At 51.7% G+C, this 18470-nt stretch carries 16 protein-coding genes and 1 pseudogene; 9 read left to right on the forward strand and 8 right to left on the reverse strand.

Going from position 1 to position 18470, the window contains the following annotated elements:
- Positions 1 to 48: 48 nt before the first annotated feature.
- Entirely contained in the window at positions 49 to 822 is a 774-nt protein-coding gene (locus GHH_RS08020) for an SDR family NAD(P)-dependent oxidoreductase (protein WP_011231107.1), read from the reverse strand.
- Between the two features lie 171 nt (positions 823 to 993).
- Between GHH_RS08020 and GHH_RS08025 the strand changes: the two genes are divergently transcribed.
- Positions 994 to 1200, forward strand: a complete 207-nt coding sequence (locus GHH_RS08025) for a DUF6501 family protein (protein WP_011231108.1) — start codon at positions 994 to 996, stop codon at positions 1198 to 1200.
- Between the two features lie 56 nt (positions 1201 to 1256).
- On the opposite strand, the gene GHH_RS08030 is transcribed toward GHH_RS08025, so the two are convergent.
- The 6 genes and pseudogenes from GHH_RS08030 to GHH_RS08055 form a co-directional block, all read right to left on the reverse strand.
- The gene (locus GHH_RS08030) at positions 1257 to 2549 is read right to left on the reverse strand and encodes a HAMP domain-containing sensor histidine kinase (protein WP_015374753.1); all 1293 of its coding nucleotides are present in this window, start codon (positions 2547 to 2549) and stop codon (positions 1257 to 1259) included.
- 142 nt (positions 2550 to 2691) lie between these two features.
- Complete coding sequence (locus tag GHH_RS08035) at positions 2692 to 3888, reverse strand: MFS transporter (protein ID WP_015374754.1); 1197 nt, start codon at positions 3886 to 3888, stop codon at positions 2692 to 2694.
- A gap of 48 nt (positions 3889 to 3936) precedes the next feature.
- Positions 3937 to 4814: pseudogene (locus GHH_RS08040) on the reverse strand (IS982-like element ISGsp1 family transposase).
- Positions 4815 to 4960: 146 nt separating this feature from the next.
- Positions 4961 to 6112: a Ger(x)C family spore germination protein gene (locus GHH_RS08045; RefSeq protein WP_015374756.1), complete on the reverse strand. Its 1152-nt coding sequence runs from the start codon at positions 6110 to 6112 to the stop codon at positions 4961 to 4963.
- On the reverse strand, positions 6109 to 7638 hold the full coding sequence (locus tag GHH_RS08050) for a spore germination protein (RefSeq protein WP_015374757.1): 1530 nt from the start codon (positions 7636 to 7638) through the stop codon (positions 6109 to 6111). Before GHH_RS08050 ends, GHH_RS08045 begins: the two co-directional genes overlap by 4 nt.
- Before the next feature lie 2 nt (positions 7639 to 7640).
- Positions 7641 to 8729, reverse strand: coding sequence for an endospore germination permease (locus tag GHH_RS08055; RefSeq protein WP_015374758.1), 1089 nt, complete (start codon positions 8727 to 8729; stop codon positions 7641 to 7643).
- Positions 8730 to 8940: 211 nt separating this feature from the next.
- Between GHH_RS08055 and GHH_RS08060 the strand changes: the two genes are divergently transcribed.
- The 3 genes from GHH_RS08060 to GHH_RS08070 are packed head-to-tail and all read left to right on the forward strand — an operon-like array spanning position 8941 to position 11894.
- Complete coding sequence (locus GHH_RS08060) at positions 8941 to 9348, forward strand: GntR family transcriptional regulator (protein ID WP_015374759.1); 408 nt, start codon at positions 8941 to 8943, stop codon at positions 9346 to 9348.
- Complete coding sequence (locus GHH_RS08065) at positions 9314 to 10213, forward strand: ABC transporter ATP-binding protein (RefSeq protein ID WP_014195739.1); 900 nt, start codon at positions 9314 to 9316, stop codon at positions 10211 to 10213. Before GHH_RS08060 ends, GHH_RS08065 begins: the two co-directional genes overlap by 35 nt.
- Positions 10188 to 11894 (forward strand): ABC transporter permease, encoded by a 1707-nt coding sequence (locus GHH_RS08070; RefSeq protein WP_015374760.1) that lies wholly within the window; start codon positions 10188 to 10190, stop codon positions 11892 to 11894. The genes GHH_RS08065 and GHH_RS08070 overlap by 26 nt, the downstream gene beginning before the upstream one ends.
- Positions 11895 to 11938: 44 nt before the next feature.
- Here GHH_RS08070 and GHH_RS19155 read toward each other — a convergent pair whose 3' ends face one another.
- The gene (locus GHH_RS19155) at positions 11939 to 12166 is read right to left on the reverse strand and encodes a hypothetical protein (RefSeq protein WP_041467851.1); all 228 of its coding nucleotides are present in this window, start codon (positions 12164 to 12166) and stop codon (positions 11939 to 11941) included.
- Between the two features lie 129 nt (positions 12167 to 12295).
- Here GHH_RS19155 and GHH_RS08080 point away from each other — a divergent pair, with 129 nt between their 5' ends.
- From GHH_RS08080 to GHH_RS08100, 5 genes are all read left to right on the forward strand, one after another.
- Positions 12296 to 13915, forward strand: coding sequence for a spore germination protein (locus GHH_RS08080; protein WP_015374761.1), 1620 nt, complete (start codon positions 12296 to 12298; stop codon positions 13913 to 13915).
- A complete protein-coding gene (locus GHH_RS08085) occupies positions 13912 to 15120 on the forward strand; it encodes a Ger(x)C family spore germination protein (RefSeq protein ID WP_011231120.1) in 1209 nt (402 codons plus the stop codon). The genes GHH_RS08080 and GHH_RS08085 overlap by 4 nt, the downstream gene beginning before the upstream one ends.
- Positions 15121 to 15177: 57 nt before the next feature.
- The gene (locus tag GHH_RS08090) at positions 15178 to 16281 is read left to right on the forward strand and encodes a GerAB/ArcD/ProY family transporter (RefSeq protein WP_011231121.1); all 1104 of its coding nucleotides are present in this window, start codon (positions 15178 to 15180) and stop codon (positions 16279 to 16281) included.
- Between the two features lie 228 nt (positions 16282 to 16509).
- A complete protein-coding gene (locus tag GHH_RS08095) occupies positions 16510 to 17955 on the forward strand; it encodes a SpoIIE family protein phosphatase (protein ID WP_015374763.1) in 1446 nt (481 codons plus the stop codon).
- Between the two features lie 12 nt (positions 17956 to 17967).
- On the forward strand, positions 17968 to 18393 hold the full coding sequence (locus tag GHH_RS08100; RefSeq protein ID WP_014195747.1) for an ATP-binding protein: 426 nt from the start codon (positions 17968 to 17970) through the stop codon (positions 18391 to 18393).
- The last annotated feature ends 77 nt before the right edge of the window (positions 18394 to 18470 follow it).

Here is an 18470-nt window from a genome sequence, read left to right on the forward strand (position 1 = left end):
GATATGGACTGCTGCGTTTATAGGGTGCGTCATCAAGGCGTGTTTTACTCAAAAGCCGTGGATCGTCATGCCGCCATCGACGAATAGCGTTTGGCCGGTTATATAGCTTGACGCATCGGAGGCGAGGAACACAGCCGGGCCGACGAGCTCAGGCAGCTCGCCAATCCGCTTGAGCGGCGTGACGGCCAAAATGTCGTTCACATACGCTTCGTCCTCAAGCAGCGTTTTGGTGAGCGGCGTCCGGAAATACCATGGGCCGATCGCGTTGACGCGTATGCCGTAGCGCCCCCACTCAAACGCCAGCACTTTCGTCATTTGGATGAGCGCCGCTTTTGTCGCCGCATACACAACCCCGGTGCGCAAGGCGACATGGCCGGCGACGGAAGCGATGTTGATGATGTTTCCGCCTTGCTTTTGTTCTTTCATGACGCGACCGGCTTCTTGTGAGACGAGAAACGCCGACTTTAAGTTGGTGTTCATAATCGTTTCCCACTCATGATCCGTCACATCCAAAGCCGGGGTGCGGATGTTCATGCCAGCGTTGTTGACAACGATATCAAGTGATCCGGCTTGTTGTTTGACATTGGCGACGGCGTCATGCACGGCTTTCCGGTCGATGACATCAAGCGGATATATGTACGCTTTCCGGCCGAACTGTTCGATATGGCTTGCCGTTTCTTGCAAATCAGCTTCCGTGCGGGCGATGAGCGCCACATCGGCCCCGGCTTCAGCGAACCCGATCGCGATCGCCCGGCCGATGCCGCGTCCGGCTCCCGTCACTAACGCCGTTTTTCCGTCCAAGCGAAACGAAGGCAAAAACATCGAAATCTCCCCTTTCAGAATCGTCGGTACATCCTCATGATAGCATGATCCCCTGTTGCAGCCAATCATTGGCATCGCTGTTTGGCAGGGAGCGGGAATTCCAAGTTGCAGCCGGCGCGCCGTCCCGCTACAATAAAAAAGAGAACACCATCTAGATAAGGGGATGACGCCATGATTCATCACACATGGGCGACCCGGCCGACGATCAAAAAAGTAAAGTGCGTTCACACGAACGCGGAAAAGTACATGGTCAGCAATGTGTTGACGCCGGGCAAAGTATATGAAGTGAAAAGCGAAACGGACGAGTTTTATTTTGTCATCGACAACAGCGGAAAAGTCGGCGGGTTTTACAAAGATTATTTTGAGGAAGTCAAGTGATCGCGCCAATAGCCAAGAAAAAACGGATGTCCGAAACAGGGCATCCGTTTTTTCGATCAGCCGGCGGCGCTTTGTTCCGCCGTCGGCGGCCGCAACCGGCTTGCCGGCAGCGTGATCGTCAACGTCGTCCCTTTTTGTACGGCGCTTTCGATCGTCCACGTTCCTCCCATTTGTTCGATGATTTTGACGGCGACCATCGCACCAAGCCCAGTGCCTTTTTCTTTTGTGCTGAAGTATGGCTCGCCGAAGCGGCGCACTTGTTCTTTCGTCATGCCAACGCCGTTGTCGGAAATGGTGATGACGACTGATGCCCCCCGGTTCTCGGCCGCAACATGGAGCGTGCCGCCGTTCGGCATCGCCTCAATGCTGTTTTTCAACAAGTTGAGAAAACACTGTTGGAAATATTGTACGTTTCCGATGACGACACCATGTTCGAGGGAAGAGGATACATGGATCGAATGCATATGCGCCATTGGCGTAATCATTTGCAGCACTTTCTGAAGCTGGGTGGCGACATCAATCGGCTCGGTCTCTTTTGGCGCCGGTTTGGCAAACGTCAAATAGTCGCGGATGATGGCTTCCGCCCGCTCGAGTTCCTCTAAGGCGATGCGAATGTACCGCTCTTCGGTTTCGCGCGGCAGCCGACCAGTTTGCAGCAGCTGGATGAATCCTTTGACGACGGTGAGCGGGTTGCGGATTTCATGGGAAATGCTGGCCGCCATTTGGCTGACGATCTGCATTTTTTCCATCTTCATCAGCTCTGCCCGAGCGAGCTGCGCCTCATGAAGCGTCTCCATCAAATAGACAGCGAACATCATGACGAACGGCGGCATCATAATAAAATACACGATATATGGCTTCGTTACCGGAAAATCAGCAACAATCACGGCGACAAATGTCGTCAGCACCGCGAGCAAAAACGTCAGCCAAAGCGACATAACGAGCTTGCTCGGCTGCGGCAGCTTGCGAAACAGCGGCGAAGCGGCCGCCGCTATGGCAAACATGATGGCGTAAACGATCAACGTGAGCGGCTGAAATCCGTACAAAACGGTGCGTGCCAGCATCAAGACAACAAACAGCACCGCCCCGACCGCGCCGCCGCCATACAATGTCCCAAGCAAAAACGGAATTTGCCGGAAATCATGGACGCACAGCGGATCAATGTAAATCGGAAATTTCATGCACAAAACGGCCGCCAACGCCAAACAAGCCCCAAGCAACGCCTGGCCATAGAGCGGGCGCTGCCGGATCGCTCGACTATGGTCATAAATAAAGGAAAAGGCAAAGATAGTGACTAAAATATAAAATAAGTTGTTTAGGACGTGCTGGTTAATGTATAAACCCGCCATACAAAAAATCTCCTAATTAAATGAACATCATCGTTTTCCATTATAACTCGGAAAAGGTTGAAAGAAAAATAGATTTGTTGCTTATAGCGCTCTATACGTCCAACAGCACGCATTGCCTGGTTGAAAGACACGGTGCGTTTTGTTATGCCTGGTCTTTCGGCAGCCAAACGGCTAAGATTCCAAAGAGCGGCAGCACGCTGCAAAGCAGCATCAACGTGCCGAGCGACGACAAGTCGGCGATTTTGCCGAGCACGACCGCACCAAGCGCCCCCATGCCAAACGCCAGGCCGACGATCAGCCCGGACGCCATGCCGACATGGTTCGGAAGCAGCTCTTGGGCGTAGACGACAAACGTCGCAAAGCTTAATGACAGCACAAACCCGGCGACAAGCAGCAACGGCAAGGCGAGCGGAAGCGGCGCGTGCGGCAGGGCGAGCGCAAACGGCGCCGTCCCAACAGTCGACCAGATCATTAAGTTCCGTTTGCCGAACCGGTCAGCGATCGGCCCGCCGGCGAGCGTTCCAATAGCGCCGGCGATCATAAAGGCGAACAAGTACACTTGCGCCTCGCGCACGGAAATATGCGTCGTTTCCATCAGATAAAACTGGTAATAGTTTGAGATGCCGGCCGAATACCATGAGCGGGCGAACACGACAAAGATGAGCAGCGCAAGTGCAAAGACGATCGAATGCCCGTGATCGATTCGCTGCCCGGCTTTTTTCGCTTTGCTTGGCGTCGGTCGGCTGCCGAGTTCATGTCCGTACCATTGCGAGACGCGCCAAAGCACGGTGATGCCAAGAGCGGCAGCGAGCGTAAACCAAGCCGCCCCTTTTTGGCCGAACGGCACGAAAATAAGGGCGGTAAAAAGAGGGGCTAAGGCGTTGCCTGTGTTGCCGCCGACTTGATAAATCGACTGCGCAAACGCCCGCCGCGCTCCAGCGGCCAAATAGACGACGCGCGACCCTTCTGGATGAAAGACGGCCGAGCCGATCCCAACAAGCAACGCGGACAGAAGGACAAAGAGAAAATTCGGCGCCAAGGCGAGCCCGGCCATGCCGAGCAAACTTGCCGCCATGCCGAGCGGCAAAAAGTACGGCGATGGCGTTCGGTCCGTCCATAAGCCAACGACCGGCTGCATGATCGATGACGTCATGTTCAACGCAAAAGCGATCCAGCCGATTTGCGTATACGACAGCTCCATCGTCGAGCGCAAAATCGGGAAGAGCGCCGGGATGACCGCCTGCATCGCATCGTTCAAAAAGTGGCTGAAGCTGATGGCGAACAAAATCGGGTAGACGGTTATGCCTACGGCGCTCGTTCGTTCTGTATGGGTGTTCATCGTTCTCCCCCGTTCAAAATATATCTTACCCGTGGTGCTAGTTGAGCGTCAGCGCTCAACCAGCCCTAGTGTGACCAAGGAATAAGCCAACAAGATGCCATCGAGTGCCACTTCAAACCCGGCAATGGAATTCGCTCGAATGTCGGTGATCCGGTATTGGTCTACGAGAATCGAAAACACCGTCTCGATGACTTTGCGTTTTTTCCTGATCCATTCTTCCCATGCCTTGGATGGGCCGTGCTTTTGATTGTGTCGAGACGGTGTCCAGAACGCGGCTTGGTGTTCTTCGTACAGCTTTTCTCGAAGAGCGTGGCTGATGTACCCTTTGTCCCCAAAGTTGTAGGGATGAGGGATTTGAGTCATCACCGTTTCAGCGGCTTTGACGTCGTGGCAGGACGCTTCCGTCACGACATAGCCCATGGCCAGCCCTTGATTGGTCACTTGAAGATGCAGCTTGAAACCGTAGTACCATTGCTTTTTGGAAGCACAATACCCCATATCCGCGATCCCTCGAAATCGCTTGACGCGCTGCATTCTTGCGGGATGGCACAACGGAAGAGGCAAGCTGTCGACGACCGCATAAGCATGGTGTTGGCCACGTTTCGCCAGCTCATGACGGATCCATTTGATGGCGAAACCAAGCGCCCGGCAGCGGCGGTTGTATCGGGAGCGTTCAAGAAACGAGCCGTTTGTGAACAAATTTCCCGTGACAAAACGATGCCAGGCTCGTTCGGAAGAAAAGCCCAGCAGCTTCCCCAAAAGGTGAACCGCCATGACCACTTCGTCTTCTTGCTTGACCAAGTGACGGTTGCGGCGATGAAGATACATTTGAATCAACGACAGTTGGGCAGAAACAAAACAGAAAATAGCGGCATATTGTTTTGAAGTTTGGCTGGATCTGTAGTAAAATGAAAGTGCTCTTGCATGGGGGATCTCTCCTTTCGAATGTTGGGTGACACTTTCATTCTACTGGAGATCCGCCAGCAAGGGCTATTTTTATGCTTGTCTGAGTTTTATCTAGCACCACGGGTATATCTTAATATTCCTAATTATACTTTATTTTTTTGTCTTTTCAATCGCCGGCGCGGTAATTGATTTTTTCCTTGCCTCCAGCGCTGATCGCAAGGTCGACGGAGATGGAGGGGAGAATACCGTCATCGAGCGGAACGGTTCCGTTTACCGATAACCGCCGCCATTCAGAAAGGTTGTTTCGATACAACACATCCGAAATGTTCAATGTGTCAATGCCGCGCGCCGCTCCCCACTGATACGTGCCGCGGATTTCCTGCTCGATTGCTTCTTTAGACAAACGGACAAGTTGCGGCCACGATAGCGGTTCGTTTTGTTCGATGATGGTTCCCACAGCACGAACGCGCAACTGGATACGATCAGCTCCTCCTTCCCGCTTCATAGCCCATTCGGCATGCGGTTCCCGAATAATGAGAGTCGCCGCCGTTTTTCCCTTTTTCTTAAGCGCGAGGGGAGTGCGGCGGATGTCTTGTTCCACCCAGCGAATCCCTTTGACTTCGGATATGCGGGCGCAGCCTTGCAACTTGTAATTGTGCAAAAAACAGGCTCCTTTAAGAACTAACATCGGTTTATTCTTTTTATCTTCCGTCCACTCTTTTTTTGCCAATGACAAATAAGGAAGGCGAGTGGTCATGGCCGGCTCATCGATATGGGCGATAAAACGGTTCAGCCGAATGGGCCGAATAAATGAGCTTTGCCGGAACAGCTCTTCTGGGTTGGATAAAAATGAATAATAGGAAGAGGCAAGCAACAATGGAGTTGACTGGAACAACTTTTCTAGCGATGTGTCTGTTGCGTATACCCAAATCGTATGGCGAATCTCGTTATAACGGTTCAATAAATCGATGACATTGCGAATGACGTCAGGCCGCAGCGCCCGTTTCGTAAAGACAAGGCTTTTGACATGCCCCCAAGAAACCATTTGTTGAATCGATCGATATAAGTTATGGGCGGCGAGATCGAACGTTTCACCCGTCGCCTTGCCGACTGAAACGGTCGCTTGTTCTCTTGTTCCGCCAGCTTCCACTTTGGCGAGCCCGCTGAAGTTAATGAGTTGAACGTACAGCACCATTTTCCCATCTTTGTAATCAATGCCAATTGAATGAATGTAAAGAAGATGGTCAATATTGCGCACCCCCCAGCAGCCGCTAAGCAATACGACGGCGAAAAGTAGGGCAAAAAGCCGCTTGATCATTTATCATCTTCCTTTCTTGGTGTCGCATCGTTTGGATGCAAAATGCGGGCGCGTGTGCGAAATAATCTCCATGCACTTGTGACCAGCGTCTTTCCGATATCGTTCGACGCAGGAGCTAATGGAGCTACATAAGGAACGCCGAACGTCCGCAAATTCACAACATACGTTAAAATGAAAAAGAGCGATAATATAAATCCGAACAACCCGAGAAGAGATGAAAACATTAAAATAAACAATCGAAGTATGGAGACCATGTTCAATAAATTTTGATTGACCAATGTAAAGGAAGAAATAACGGAGATGGCGCTTATGACTAGTGTCGCCGACGCGGTCAGTCCAGCGTTGATCGCTGCTTGGCCAATAATCAAACCGCCGACGACCGACAGCGTCTGTCCGACAGCAATGGGTAAACGCATACCCGCTTCTTTAAACACTTCAAATAAAATGAGCATAATAAACATTTCTAATGGTACAGGAAGCGGCACTCCATGCCGGGATAGGACAAGCGTTGCCAGCAAGGTGAACGGCAGCTGGTCTGGATGGAACGACGTCAATGCTGTCCATGCTCCGGGGAGAAAAATAGATACCGATATGCTGAACAGCCGAATAAGGCGCTGAAAAATAACAAATAGGAAAAATGTATGGTTGTCTTCAGATGTGTTCAATAAAAAGGTCAAATTGCCCGGCCCGATTAAAGCGGTCGGCGCTCCATCGATCAACAAGAGAAAGCGTCCATTGAGCAGCGAACTAGCTGCAAAGTCCGGCCGGCCCGTATATCCAAACAAAGGGAAAAGAGTGAAACGATGGTCGGAAATCCAATGTTCAATTTGATTTGCGCTTGTGACCGAGTCTACACATAAATTCAATAGGCGCCTCCGCACTTCGTCAATCATGTCTAAGTTGACCATATCATCGATATAGAGCAATCCAATTTGCGTTTGGCTGCGCGTTCCAATAATGAATGGTTCGTAAACAAGGCGGTGCGAACGGATCCGCTTGCGAATGAGTGCTACATTTTTGCCGATTTCCTCAACGAATCCATCCTTTGGTCCGCGGATCGATACTTCTGTGTTTGGTTCGTCTGGATCACGTTTCGGTAGATTGGCCAGCGCCATTGTATACAAGGCGTCTGCCTCTTGGAAATAAATCAGCAATTCGCCGCTGAACAGGCGAAAATTCAAGTCATCGATTCGTACTTCTTTCCCGATATATTCAAGTGTTGCCGGCTTATGCATCTCGATTTCGTCAATTGATAGGAATGAGCATCGTTCCCCCATGTCGCGAAGCATCGGATAAACGGCTTTTTGCAACATCGGTGTATCGCACAGTCCTTCACAGTAGATGAATAAAAGACGGACGGCGACCCTATCAGGCGTGATCGATGGGACCACCGCTTCTTTGATTGTGACGTCATGGCATTTTCCATACATCGTGCGCAATGCTTCTTCGGAAATGATCACCGTTTCTAAAACGGTGCAATCATCGGCCAATCCGTTGTTTTCGGCAGCTCGCATCGGCAACGGCATTATCACATCCCCCTCTTCTTTTTGAAATAAGTAATCATCCCGAGCACGCTAATCAAAACAGAAAGAGCGAGAGAAAAGATGAGCGATGATGGCAACACCCAATATTTTACGAAATGAAAAAATTGTTCATCGCTGATCTGAACGAGCGACGCCAATATGATTATCGTATAAATGGAAATGAGCATCCAGCGGCGTGTTTGTTCGTGTTGCACTGGGAACAGCTCGACAAGCAGAGCTGTAAATAAGGAAATGCGAATAAAAGCACCGGACAGCCACTGGTAGACGGATAAAAAATCGACATGTTCGATATACGTGCCTAGATTGACCATCCGCCATTGTTCAAAAGCCGGATAGCGAAGGCGCGTCGCCTGTTCGGGGCCAAACTCCGTAATTGCGCCGATCGTCGGCCCGATGCTTAAGCTGCCGGTCAAGATGGCAATCATGATGAGCGCCTTCATGGAAAATGTTTTCGGCAGATGGTGAGAAAGGAATAAAAGTATAATGACCTCTGCGTAACCTGCCCCTGCGTACATGATTCCCTGAAAAATAGGCTTCCATCCGTGTTCGAACATTGGTTTTAATAATGAGTAGTCTTTATGCGGCATCGTTGAGAACATGACGAAAAAACCAAACAGTGTGACGAAAGTCAAAATAACAAGTGCGGTATTGGCGATCGAGTGAATGCCGTGATACGCGTTATAAAAACAAAGAGCGGCGATGACGATGATAAGCGCCCATCTCGGCGTCGCTGTCAAATACGATGTTGTCGTAAACGTGACCGTATCGTTTAATGTCACGAAGCTATGAACTAACAAAAAGATGCTGCTGCTGAAGGCGAATAGATAGGCAGCGGCGCGCGAGTATTGGGTTTGAAGCCAATCAAACAGGCGTTGCCTGCTTGTTTGTTTAATGGCAAAATACAGAAACGGCAGCCAAAGCGGAAGAGCGAGCAAAGCGCCAACCGCAGCAATCCATGCATCCCGGTGCGATGCTTCGAGCAAGATCGGGATCACAAGGACGTGATTCATCAACCCGGTTGACAGCATGACCATGCATAACAACTGTAGAACATTCAGCGGCTGCCCGTTCATCGCCAGTCCCTTTCTGCTGTGAATTTGATCTCCATTAACAGTATTTCCAAGCGATGGACGTTTATTCGTTATAAAGGTGGTCGTGCAACTGTATTAGACTATTGGACACAATAACAACGAGACAGCATTTTGGAAAAAACTATTGCCTTTCTTCTGTTTTGTGTGTACTATTAGTTATAGTACGGTTGTGACAATGAGAGGAGGAGGGGAGATGTTTGAGCTTGATATCCGCAGTCGCCAGCCGATTTACGAACAACTGATTGACAAAATGAAAGAAATGATCGTCCGCGAACTATGGCAGCCGCACGATCAGCTGCCATCGGTCAGGACGATGGCGAAACAGCTGATGGTGAATCCGAACACGATTCAAAAAGCGTACCGCGAACTGGAACGCGACGGCTGGATTTATTCGATTCCAGGGAAAGGCAGCTTCGTTGCCCCGCGCTCGAAAGAACCAAACATCGAGGCGATCGCTGCGGTCCGTGAGCAGCTTGTCCGCCTTGTCAAGGAAGCACGGTTTTTAGGGGTGACAAATGAGCAGTTATGGCAATGGGTTCGAGAAGGAGAGAAAGAGGGGGAGAATCGTGATTCAACTTGTGGACGTGACGAAAATGTTTGATCGATTTGCCGCTGTCAAGGGCGCGAACATGATGGTGCCAAAAGGATCGATTTACGGGCTGCTCGGCCCGAACGGCGCCGGGAAAACGACGCTGCTAAAGATGATGGCCGGCATTCTCCGCCAAGATCGCGGAACGATTACAGTGGACGGGGAGGATGTGTGGGAAAATGTCCGGGTGAAGCAACGCCTTTTGTTTTTGCCGGACTTTGTCTACTTTTTTCCGCACGCGACGATTCGGCAAATGGCGGATTTTTACGAGCAACTGTACCCGTCGTTCAGCCGCGGGCGGTTTACAGAATTGCGGTCCGCTTTTTCGCTTGATGTTGATCAAAAAATTCAGCAGTTTTCCAAAGGCATGCAGCGCCAAGCGGCGTTTTGGCTCGCCTTTTCCGTCCAGCCGGATGTGCTCATTATGGATGAGCCGCTTGATGGGCTCGATGCATTCGTCCGCCGTCATGTGAAGCAGCTGCTCATAGAAGAAGTGGCCGAACGGGAGATGACGGTCGTCATTTCGTCGCACAATTTGCGCGAGCTCGAAGATTTATGCGACATCGTCGGATTGATGGCGCAAGGGACCGTACGGATGGAGCGCGATTTAAACGAGCTGCGCGCCGGGATGCATAAAATTCAAGTCGCGTTTCGCGGCGGATTTCCGAGCGAGTTGGCCGAACGCCTTGACATCGTGCATCGCGAGGAGCGCGGCAGCATCGTTCTTCTTGTCGTCCGCGGCGAGAAACGATCCATCGAAGAGACGGTGAGTTCGTTTGCTCCGCTCATTCTTGACGTCTTGCCGTTGTCGTTGGAAGAAATTTTTGTGTATGAAATGGGGGATGTTGTCGATGTCCGCGAAACGGTTGTCGGCTAACCGCGCCATGTGGACGCAAAATGTTCGCCAAATCGGCTGGATTGCCATCATTCATCTGCTGTTATGGCTGGCGGCGATCGTATTGCCGATTGGGCTTTCGTACTCGCAATATGATCCAAAAGTCGGAAATGTGCCGCAATGGAAGAACGTATACTATATATCCAATGGGTTTGAGACGCTGATTGCTTGGCTTGTCCCGATCTTGGCGGCGGCCGGTGTGCTTCGCTACATGCACGAGAAACGGTCGGCTGATTTCATCCATAGCTTGCCAATCCGCCGCACCGAACTGCTTGTGGGGCAAGTGCTATTTGGCTGGATGCTTTTGATTGTGCCGCTTGCAGTGACAGCGTTGGCCGCCATTGGATGCCTGTATGGGCTCGATCTCCCGTGGCCGATTGGGGCGGCGGATGTAGGGCGTTGGTTCGGTGAGACGCTGGTGATGGAAACGGTTATTTTTGCTTTTAGCATCGTTATTGGGGTGCTTGTCGGCCAATCGGTGCTTCACATTGTGTTGACAAACATTTTTCTCGTTTTTCCGGCCGGCATCATGGTCCTTATGTTTAGCAACTTGTCGCTATTATTATACGGATTTCCGGATATGTACTATTTATCAAGCGAACTGGAACAGTGGGTGATGCCGATTCGTTATGCGATGCTGACGGATCAAGCGATGAGTGCGGGAGAAATCGGGATGTTGTTGCTGTTGTCGCTTCTATTTTTCGGTTTGTCCATTTGGCTGTACGAGCGGCGGCCGACGGAAGCGGCCGGGCAGGCGCTCGCCTTTTCAGTGCTTCGCCCGCTGTTTGTGTATGGAGTGGCATTTTGTTCTTGGCTTGTTGGCGGTTTCTATTTCGGAAACGTGGAAAGCAAGTGGAGCTGGACGGTATTCGGCTATATCAGCTTTTCCTTGATCGGGTATGCCATTGCCCAGATGGTGATTGCGAAAACGTGGCGCGTCTTTCACCGTTGGAAAGGATATATCGCGTTTGCGGGAGCGATGGGGGTCATCTGCCTGCTTGTTCATTTGGATCCCCTCGGTTACGAACAGCGCGTGCCGGCGCTGGCGGACATCAAACAAGTATATTTCGGCCAATCGACCATGAATTTTGAACATCCTGAAATGATAGGCCGCTCATTTCAAGAAGTTGATCAGTTTTTGCGCAGCCAAGACAACATCAAAGCTGTAAGGGCGTTCCATGAGCAGCTTGTGCACGATCAGCCGTCGCCGCCTCGGTTTGCCAACATCCGGACAGTTGTGATCGGCTATGTGCTGAAAGACGGCACGCGCCTCCTCCGCCGCTACGTAGTGCCGATTGAACCGTACATGCCGTATTTTCAGCGCATCATGGGTTCAAAAGAATATAAGCAGCAATATTATTTGCTGCTTCGCCCAGGGGGCTATTCACCGATCCGTCAGGTGACGATCCGAAATGTGGAAACTGGGCGGGCAGAGGTTGTGCTTGCCGAGCCGAAGGAGATCGAGTCGTTTGTCCAGGCGCTCAAACAAGATTTATGGAATGAGCCGGTGGAGGACATCATCGGCGGGGGGCGCGCATGGCAGGGGAATATTGAATTGCTGCAAAGCGACGGCGATTCATTCAGCCTCCCACTCGATGAATACAACCTCCATGTGCGTCAATGGCTAGAAGAGCGGCACATGTGGGAGAAAATCGAAAAATGACAGGCAAACGGGCAGGGGAAGATTCCTGCCCGTTTCATTTTTTGTCAAGAAGCCGTTTTTTTCCGCCGCCAAAGCCATACGGTCAACAAATCGAGCACCCACAAAAGAAGGAACAGAAATAAGATGAACAGCTCAGGCGTCTCCATGACGCGAAACGGATTGATGACGTTATGGAGCGATTGGTATAACGTCAGTCCCATCAGCCTGTCCATTCCGACGGCGGTAGTGATCAGAAGCAAGAGAAAGGTGAGAGAGACAAAAATGATTTTCAACGCCAGACACCTGCCGCTTTTTGAGGTTAGTGTTTGCTAGCAAGAAGGAAACGATACGCTGTCGTATACGTTTTTGGCCGCTTGTCTATAATGGATGATAAAATGATGCGGAGCGAGGAGGAGAGGGGCATGCTGTTTCAATGGGGGATGAGCCGGCAGAAAAAGCGAATGGACGTCAAGCAAGAAGGACCGGACCATAGCGGCGAGGCGTCGGATGTCCCGCAAGAGCCGCTTTCTGCTGAACTGGCCGTCAATATTGACATCATTCGCCAAAAGACCGGAGAGAGCAACGATGTTGTCATTCGCCGTTTTGCGTTGGGCCAGGAATGGCAAATCAAGGCGGCTATCATTTTTGTCGACGGGCTTGTTGATGAGAAAAACGTGTACGAGTTTGTGCTGACGCCGCTGCTTCAAGCGTCGTTTCCGCTGGCGCTTGAGGAAAAAGAGCGGTTTCAATGGATCGAGAAAAAGCTCGCCGCGGTCGGCGGTGTGAAACATATTTCTGACTGGAGGAAGCTCTTTTTTGAGCTGTTTTCCGGAGCGACGGTCATGCTCATCGACGGGGTGCCGTTTGCCATCAGCGCGAGTACGAAAGGCGGGGAATATCGTTCGATCGAAGAGCCGCAAACGCAAATCGCCGTCCGCGGGCCGCGCGAGGGATTTACGGAGTCGTTGCGCGCGAACACTGCGATGATCCGCCGCCGCATTAAAAATCCCAATCTTTGGCTGGAAACGATGCAAATCGGCACCGTGACGCAAACGGATGTCGCGATCATGTACATCAAAGGCATCGCCAATGACGAGATTGTCAAGGAAGTGAGGGCGCGCCTGCGCCGCATTGACATCGACGGCGTGCTTGAATCGGGCTATATTGAACAGTTGATTGAAGATCAAACGTTTACCACCTTTCCGACGACATATCATACGGAACGGCCGGATATTGTTGCTGCTAATTTATTGGAAGGGCGGGTGGCTGTTTTTGTCGAAGGAACTCCGTTCGTTCTCGTTGCGCCTGCGTTGTTCATTCAATTTTTTCAGGCGGTCGAAGACTATTACGCCCGTTTTGATATTTCGACTGCGTTGCGCTTTTTGCGCGTCCTGATTTTTTTTATTTCTCTTGTCGCTCCAGCCATTTATATTGCAGCGACAACGTTCCATCAAGAAATGATCCCGACCCAGCTCGTCATCGCCATCGCCGCTCAGCGCGAGGCGGTGCCGTTTCCGGGATTCGTCGAAGCGCTCGTCATGGAAGTGACGTTTGAAATTTTGCGCGAAGCCGGCGTCCGCCTGCCGCGCGCCGTCGGTCAAGCCGTGTCGATCGTGGGCGCTTTGGTCATCGGCCAGGCGGCGGTGGAAGCAGGATTTGTGTCGTCGGCGATGGTCATTGTCGTGTCGATTACTGCCATCGCCAGCTTTGCGACGCCGTCGTTTGCCATTGCCATCTCCGCGCGGCTCATCCGCTTTGGGTTGATGTTTTTGGCCGCCATGTTCGGTTTTTATGGCATTATGATGGGGATTTTGGTGATGACGATTCATTTGTGCAGCTTGCGTTCGTTCGGCGTGCCGTACATGTCGCCGCTTGCCCCGTTCATTCCGACTAACATGGGCGATACGCTGTTTCGTCTGCCTACATGGATGTTCCGCGAGCGGCCGCGTCTCATCAATCAGAAAAACATCGTCCGCCAGTCGGGCGATCAAAAACCAGAGCCGCCGGCGCCATCGCGTCAAGAAAAGGGGGGCGGATCATGAGGCGAGCCATCACTGTCATTGTTTCCCTTGCCATCTGCGCAGGGCTGTTGTCCGGCTGCTGGAGCCAAAAAGAACTGACTGATTTGGCGTTTATCGTTGCTATTGGCTTGGATAAAACGGAAGATGGAAAATACTTAGTTACATTTCAAGTGGTCAACCCAGGCAACGTCGCCGGCGCGACGCAGCGCGGCGGCGGAGCGGCGGGCGTGCCGGTGTCTATTTATACATCAACAGGGGATACGTTGGTTGAAGCGAGTCGAAAAGCATCGGAAAAACTGTCACGTCTCCCTTATTACGCCCATACGAATTTGATTGTTGTCGGTGAAGAAGTGGCACGTGAAGGGCTGAGTGGGGTGCTTGATGCCATGGAACGAGGCAACCAGCTCCGGCCGACAGCGCACTTGGTCATCGCCCGCACCTATTTGGCGAAAGACGTGTTGACGGTGTTGACGCCGATCGATAAAATTTCCGCCAACCAAATTATTAAAACTATTGAATTTTCCAGCAAAAATTGGGGAGAAACGGTTCATGTTGATATTTGGGGAGCGATTCATTGCTTGGCGACTGCAGGCCGCAATTTGGTGATCACTGGGGTGACAGTCGAAGGAGATCTGAAGCGCGGAAAACGGCAAGAAAACGTTCAGTCGTCCGTGCCGGATGCCCGCATTAAATTGGAAGGACTCGCATTATTTAAAAACGACCGTCTCGTTGATTGGGTGGATGGACCGTCATCAAGGGGTGTGCTTTGGTTGCTTGATTGTATTCGACAAACTAATCTGACCGTTTCATGGAAAGGAAAGAAAGAAGCAATCAATTACCAGGTTGTGCGAGCAAAAACGGATGTCAAGGCGAAGGTAAAAGACGGTCGGCCGGTGATTTCCGTTCATATTCAGGCCGAAGGGGACGTGATTGAAACTCGCGTACCCATTGATTTAAGTGATGCCAGCATGCTGTTCCAGCTAGAGAAAGAAATCAAGAAAAATTTAAAGCAAGAAGTGGAAGAAGCGATCGAAACAGCCCAACGCGACAAAACGGATGTTTTCGGATTTGGCGAGGCCGTTCATCGCACTGACCCACGCCTGTGGAAAAAAATTGAAAGTAAGTGGCATGATCGTTATTTTCCTGAGCTTGACGTCACCGTAACCGCTGATATGTATATTCGCCGCACAGGATTGCGCAATAAACCGTATACGCCGAGAGGATAAATCGTTGTGATAGGGGAGATGGGAAGCGCGCAAACAGATAAAGGCGGTGAAATTCAGTTGGAACGCATAAAAATCAATGCACGCCAAATGTTCGTTTTAATCGTATTGTTCGAACACGGCAGCGCCATCGTCATTCCGCTCGGCACGAGCGCCAAACAGGACGTGTGGATCGCCATTTTGCTTGGACTGGCGCTCGGGCTGCTTGTATTCTCTGTTTATGGGCGTTTGTTTCGCTATTATCCTGATCAGCCATTGATCGTCTATATGCAGCGCATTGTTGGGGCGCCTCTTGGCAAATTGTTAGGAATCGTATATGTGACGTATTTTCTTTACATTGCCGCTCGCGTGTTGCGCGACTTCGGCGAGTTGTTGTTGACGTTTGCCTACCCGGAAACGCCGTTGTTTGTCTTAAACGCCATTATGGCGCTGGTTGTCATGTACGGCGCCTATAAAGGATTGGAAGTGCTGGCGCGCACCGGCGAACTGTTTTTGACCCTGCTTTATGTGTTGGCGCTGTCGGGGTTTGTGCTCGTATTGGTTTCCGGGATCGTCGATCTGTCTCAGCTGCAGCCGGTGCTGGAGGAAGGGTGGAACCGAGTGTGGAAAACGGTGTTCACGGAAACGTTGTATGTGCCGTTTGGTGAGATGATCGTGTTTACGATGTTGTTTCCGTATACGAACAACCCCGCGAAAGTGAACCGGGCCGCCATCGCTGGCATGGTGTTCACCGGGGTGAACTTGGCGGTCATTGCCGCGATCAATATGGCTGTTCTCGGCCCGGATGCTGCGTCTCGCTCGGCGTTTCCGCTGCTTGATACGATCCGCCGCGTGCAAGTCGCCCATTTTTTCGAGCGGCTTGATGTTTTTTTCATGATCGCGCTCATTATCGGCGGCTTTTTTAAAATCTCGATCTTTTTTTATGCCGGGCTCGTCGGAGCGGCCCACCTGTTTGGCATATCAAGACACCAGCGGATCGTTTACCCGCTTGGATTGCTTGTGCTGCTTTTGTCTGTCGCCATCGCCAGCAACTACGCAGAGCACATTTACGAGGGGTTGAAGATCGTCACCTTTTACTTGCACATCCCGCTGCAAATCATCATTCCGGTGCTCTTGCTTGTGATTGCGGCGATTCGCCGGCGGTTTGGACAATCAGCAAAATAAGAAAAACGGACTAGAAGATTTCTGCGCCAGCGAGCAGGAAAATCAACAAAAGACCGCGAATACCAACAATAATCTGTTCCCAATGGGAACAATGGGCGAAATGTGGTGCTGAACATGCAACCCGAAGGCGGGGTGGAAACAACCCGGCGCCGATGCGCGTTTTTGTTTCGGGAAGCCGGTGTCAGCTGAAGGCTATTGATTTTGATTATAACGAAAAAGGGTTGAACGATGGTGAAGGCGAATGTACAGGCGATCGATCAGCTAGACGCGGAACAGTTGGGCAGCGGCATGGTGATGACCGACCGTCAACTTTCGATTGTTGCGGTCAGCGAACCGACGCCAAGATGGCTCGGATTTGCCAAAAACGAATTAGTCGGGCGGCCGGTCGGCGTTCTGTTTTCAGCCGAATGGTCGGCCGCGTTGTTGGACGGCATCGCCGAGGCGGTAAAAAAGGACGGATGTTGGCAAGGAGAAGCGCGCCATGTGGCGAAAAGCGGGAAAGCATACATGAGCTGGATGAACGTCTATCGGTTGTCAGGCAGCGAGGGAGAATGGCTCGTTTGGCATTTTGTTGAACAAACCGCTATGCCTCCGGCTGATCGACCGACGCCGTCTGAGTTGCTTGAGGTCATTTACGATTCTGCCCCGTTCGCTGTTGTTCCGGTGGCGGCGGACGGAACCGTGCAAGATTGGGGGCTTAGTGCAGAGCGGCTGTTTGGGCGCCGAAAAGAAGAGGCGGTCGGCCGCCCGATATGGTCGCTCTTTCGTTGCGGCAGCCAAACATGGCTTCCGTTTCCTCCCAAAGAGCAGCGATGCGGCGAAGGGATGGTGCAGCGCCGGGACGGCACGTCCGCCAATGTCGCCTATACGGTCATTCCCGTGCTTCAGGCGGACGGATATATCGTCCTTGTCGAAGATGAGACGAAGCAAAAGCAAAAAGAGGCTGAGCGGCGGCGCCAAGTCGAGCTGGCCAAAAAAATTCAGCACAACTTGTTGACGCCGCTCATTCAAAACGAGGCGGTGACGATGGATGCCGTCTATATTCCATCCGATGATTTGTCAGGCGATATTTACGCTTGCTATCAAATCGACCTGTACCGCTACGGGGTGATCGTCATCGACGTGATGGGCCACGGCATTTCGTCGGCCTTGGTGAGCATGTTGCTCCGCTCGCTTTTGCGCGGGTTGATCGTGCGCGTCATTGACCCGGTCTCGGTGGCGAGCGAGCTGGAGAAGCATGTGCAAACGTTGTTTCCTGATGAGGCCAACAACATCCGCCACCTATTTTCCATGATTTATTTAGTGATTGACACGAAAGAGCGGAAAATTGAATATACCAACGCCGGCCATCCGGCTGGGCTGCTCGTTTTGGACGACGGAAGCGTCCGTGAGTTGGACAAAGGCGGTTTGGCGATCGGCAGCCCGTTTTCCTTGCCGTTTGAAAAAGAGGTGATTCATTACGACAAGCGGGCCCGCCTCCTTTTGTATACAGACGGCATTTTAGAGGAGATCGATCCGTCGATTTTGCAAAGCATTGAAAAAATTCGCTTATGTACGCAAATGTGCCGCCATTTGCCGGATAAACGCTTCCTCGAACGTTTAATCAGCCAAGGTCCGCCGCTTGTCAGCCCTTCGGACGACATTTGCTTATTGTCCATCACGGTTCATGGATAGGCGGGACGCTTGGTGGTGTGTGAATGGATCGTGCGCTGCCGGGCGGACGAGGAAGCGGTTTTGGTTTGCCATCTCCTTGCGGAGCAGGCTGCTTCGTTGTTTGCTGTCCGTGATGCGGAATTGTTTGTGTTGGCGGTGCATGAAGCGGTCGTCAATGCCGTTAAAGCTGTTCAACGGGCGGGGATGGAGGCGGGGACGATTTCGCTCTCCTTTTTCGTCACAAGCGCTGATGTGGCCGTGGCGGTTGAAGACGAGGGCGGCGGCGTTCCGGCGGAAGTGATCGAGCAGCTTGATCAAATGACGCTCTCTGATGTATTGCTCGCCGAATCGGGACGAGGGTTGCTATTCATCCGAGAAATTATGGATGACGTTATGTGGGTTGAGCAAAAGGGCGGCCGTCGGATGCTTGTCATGAAAATGAGTCGGAATGCAACATAACTGGCTTTGGTGCAATGATGCACCCATGTGATCGGAACGAATGCGGGTGGTGGCCGAGGGCAAGGCATGGCTGGTCA

The sequence above is a fragment of the Geobacillus sp. GHH01 genome (assembly GCF_000336445.1).
In the GTDB taxonomy this organism is placed as follows: Bacteria; Bacillota; Bacilli; order Bacillales; family Anoxybacillaceae; genus Geobacillus; species Geobacillus zalihae.